This window comes from Thiobacillus sp., assembly GCF_024708915.1.
Map to the genome: position 1 here is coordinate 1 of NZ_JANJXQ010000243.1, position 4,003 is coordinate 4,003.

Below are 4,003 nucleotides of genomic sequence, written 5' to 3' on the forward strand. Positions count from 1 at the left end.
GCCTGATCCGTACGCTCCCAGGTGAACTCCGGTTCGGCCCGGCCGAAGTGCCCGTACGCTGCGGTCTTCCGATAAATGGGACGCCGCAAATCGAGGCTTTCGATAATTCCGCGCGGGGTGAGCCTGAAGCTGCAGCGCACCCTGTCTTCCAGTTTTTCGTCGGACTCGGTGCCGGTGCCGTAGGTATCGACCAGCAGGGAAACCGGCTCGGCCACGCCGATGGCGTAGGCCAGCTGAACCATGCAGCGTTTGGCATAGCCTGCCGCCACCAGATTCTTGGCGATGTAGCGCGCCATGTAGGCCGCCGAGCGGTCGACCTTGGTGGGGTCTTTCCCGGAAAATGCGCCGCCGCCGTGCGGGCAGGAGCCGCCGTAGGTGTCGACGATGATCTTGCGGCCGGTAAGGCCGGTGTCGCCGTTGGGGCCGCCGATTTCGAACGGGCCGGCGGGGTTGACCCATAGCCTGAACGTCGGCGTGCGCAGTTCGGCCGGCACGAGGGGGTCGACGATTTCGCGCGCAACTTCCTGCGCGACCCAGGCGGGGTCGAGGTCGCGTGCTATCTGGGTGGAGATGATCACGGTTTCGACGCCGACCATTTTGTTGCCTTCGTAGGCGACGGTGACCTGGCTTTTGGCGTCGGGACGCAGCCAGGGCAAGGCGCCGGATTTGCGCAGCTCGGCCTGTTTTTGCACCAGCCGATGCGCCAGCCATAGCGGGTAAGGCATCAGGTCCGGGGTTTCGTCGCAGGCATAGCCGAACATCAGCCCCTGATCGCCGGCGCCGATATCGCCGCCGGCCAGCGTGATGCCTTTGTGAATCTGGATCGACTGGTGGTTGAAACGGACCTGCACTTCGCAGGTGTCGGGGTCGATGCCGGTTTCGGCGTCGCGGTAGCCAATGTCGCGCAGCACCTGGCGGGCAATTGCTTCGGCGCGGTCGCGCACCTCGTCGAACAGCGCCTTGCGCACGGTTTTGAACTCGCCGGTAATCACCACCAGGTTGTCGGCCACCAGCGTTTCACAGGCGACCTTGGCTTCGGGCTCTTCGCTCAGGAACGCATCGAGGATGGCGTCGGAAATCTGGTCGGCGATCTTGTCCGGGTGGCCTTCCGACACGGACTCGGAGGTAAACAGATGGCGGCGGGTGTTCATGGCGTGTCCTTTGAAGCGTGATGTATTGGGTCGATAAAACAACGGGTCAAGCGTTCTTCGCGGCGAGGCGCCACAGTGAGGTGACCTCGGCTGCGCGCGCGGCGTGGAGCGAGTCGGTGTCGTCGGCGGCGCGAGGGTGCGTGGGCCGGGTGTCCATCCGCTCCACGACGCTCAGTCCGGCGGCGTCGAACGCGGCGAGCAGCCACTCCCGGGTACGCAGCCCCAGGTGCTCGGCCAGGTCCGACAGGATCAGCCAGCCTTCGCCACCCGGTTCCAGATGCGCCGCCAGCCCGTTCAGGAAGCCCAGCAGCATGCGGCTGTCCGGGTCGTAAATCGCAAGTTCGAGCGGCGAGTTGGCGCGCGCGGGCAGCCACGGCGGGTTGCAGAGGATGAGCGGTGCGCGCCCTGGCGGGAAAAGGTCGGCCTCGACCACATCCACCCGCCCCGCGAGTCCAAGCCGGGCGATATTCTGGCGCGCACACGCCAGGGCGCGCGTGTCCTGGTCGGTAGCGACGACGTGTTTGACGCCTCTGCGGGCGAGCAGCGCGGCCAGCACGCCGGTTCCGGTGCCGATGTCGAAGGCGAGCTTCGAGGTCGGCAGCGGCGCCTCGGCCGCCAGCTTCAGATACTCACCGCGCACCGGCGAAAACACGCCGTAGTGCGGATGGATGCGCTCGCCGAGTTCGGGGATATCCACGCCTTTCTTGCGCCACTCGTGGGCGCCGATCACGCCGAGCAATTCGCGCAGCGAAACCACCGAGGGCCCGGCGCTCGCGCCGTAGGCTTCGGCGCAGGCTTCTTTAACATTCGGCGCGCGGCGCAGGGGAATGCTGAAATCCGCCTCCAGCGGCAGCAGCAGCATCCCCAGGGTGCGGGCGCGCTGGGACTGGGCCTGGCGATGGAAATTGAAGGCTTCGGTCGGCGACGACGCGGGCTTGCGTGGCTTGCGGTCGATGCGGCGCGCCATGGCCTGCAGCAACTGGCGCGCATTCTGGAAGTCGCCGCGCCACAGCAGCGCGGTGCCCTCGCTGGCCAGACGAAAGGCCGCATCGGCGGTGAGGCGGTCGTCGACGACCATCACGCGCCTGGGCGGCGGCGCGCCGCCCTCCGAGCGCCAGCGGGCAGACCGGCTCGCGTCGGCTTCGGTCCAGTTCACAACAGGGTCAATCGTGTCAGGCACTGCGGGTTCACCACGAAAATAACGGAGAAGAATACAGGGGGACATGATTATGCGCTGAGTGACGGGATGGGATGAACGGTAATCCGCCCATGCCCATTCGCTGGACGCAGGCTGACGTAAACTAGCTTGCCCGATACTGCCATGCCCCTACCCACACAGATGAACCCCTCCACGGTCAAAACCTACCTGCCCTGGGTCGTGGCCGTGGCGCTGTTCATGGAACAGTTGGACACCACCATCGTCAATACGGCGGTGCCGGCGATGGCGGAGGGCCTGCAGGTGACGCCCTTGAGCCTGAAGGCGGTGGTGACCAGCTACATCCTGAGCCTGGCGGTGTGCATACCGGTCAGCGGCTGGATGGCGGACCGCTTTGGCACGCGCCGCGTGTTCGGCGTCGCGATCGCCCTCTTCACCTTGTCCTCGATCCTGTGCGGCCTGGCGCAGAACCTGCCGACGCTGGTGGCGGGGCGCATTCTGCAGGGCGTCGGCGCGGCGATGATGATGCCGGTGGGGCGGCTGGCGATCGTCCGCACCTTTCCCAAGTCGGAGCTGCTGCGGGCGATGAACTTCGTCATCATCCCGGCGCTGATCGGCCCCCTGCTCGGCCCCACCGTCGGCGGCCTGATCGTGCACTGGCTGTCGTGGCACTACATCTTCTTCATCAACGTGCCGGTGGGGCTGCTGGCGCTGTGGCTGGCGCAGCGCTACATGCCGGATTACCGGGGCGAATCGCGGCGTCCGCTGGACGTCGTCGGCCTGGTGCTGTTCGGCAGCGGCGCGGCGCTGCTGTCCTGGCTGCTGGAAATCTTCGGCGAGCACACGCTCGACGCGACCTCGGCGACCCTGCTGCTGTTGCTCAGCCTCGGCCTGCTCGCCGCGTATGTCTGGCATGCCCGCCGGGCGCCGCATCCGCTGCTGCGGCTGGCGCTGTTCCGGGTGCGCACCTTCCGCGTTGCGGTGATCGGCGGCTTCGTCACGCGCCTAGGGGTGGGCGGCATGCCGTTTCTGCTGCCGCTGCTGTTCCAGCTCGGCCTGGGGATGCAGGCGTGGCAGTCGGGCCTGCTGATGATGCCGATCGCCGCGGCCGCCATGGGCATGAAGCTTGTCTCCGCGCGGGTGCTGGCGCGCTTCGGCTACCGGCGCATCCTGATCGCGAACACCGTCATGATCGGCGCCATCGTCTGCCTGTTCTCGCTGGTGTCCCCGGCCACGCCGATCACGCTGATCGTGCTGCTGGGCCTGGCTTTCGGCTTTTTCAATTCGCTGCAGTACACCAGCATGAACTCGATGGCCTATGCCGACATCGACACCGCCGATTCGAGCATGGCCAGCACCATCGCCAGTTCGCTGCAGCAGATGTCGATGAGCTTCGGGCTGGCCTGCGGCTCGCTGATCGCCGGCTGGTATCTGGGCGACCTGCCGCAAACCGACCGCGCGGCGGTGACGACCGCGCTGCACTACGCCTTTCTGACGCTGGGCGGCTTGACGATGCTGTCATCGCTGTCGTTCTGGTCGCTGCGGCCGCGTGATGGCGAAAGCGTCAGCCGGGGAAGTGTGCGCGAGACGATATAGGCGCTGAATTTCACACCAGCGCGGCCACGGCCTCGACTTCCCGCAAGCGCACCGAACCCATTCTGCCCGCCGATATCTGTTGCATGTCGCCATCGGGCGA

General features: G+C 66.6%; 3 protein-coding genes. 1 reads left to right on the forward strand and 2 read right to left on the reverse strand.

Annotated elements, in window-relative coordinates; translation table 11 throughout:
- Positions 1–1,151, reverse strand: a 1,151-nt coding sequence (metK, locus tag Q0L94_RS16750; protein WP_296755548.1) for a methionine adenosyltransferase, incomplete at its 3' end; no start/stop codon positions are given.
- A 46-nt stretch (positions 1,152–1,197) separates the two neighbouring features.
- Entirely contained in the window at positions 1,198–2,307 is a 1,110-nt protein-coding gene (locus Q0L94_RS16755; protein ID WP_296755551.1) for a class I SAM-dependent methyltransferase, read from the reverse strand.
- Between the two features lie 165 nt (positions 2,308–2,472).
- Between Q0L94_RS16755 and Q0L94_RS16760 the strand changes: the two genes are divergently transcribed.
- A complete protein-coding gene (locus tag Q0L94_RS16760; protein WP_296755554.1) occupies positions 2,473–3,903 on the forward strand; it encodes a DHA2 family efflux MFS transporter permease subunit in 1,431 nt (476 codons plus the stop codon).
- Positions 3,904–4,003: the final 100 nt, after the last annotated feature.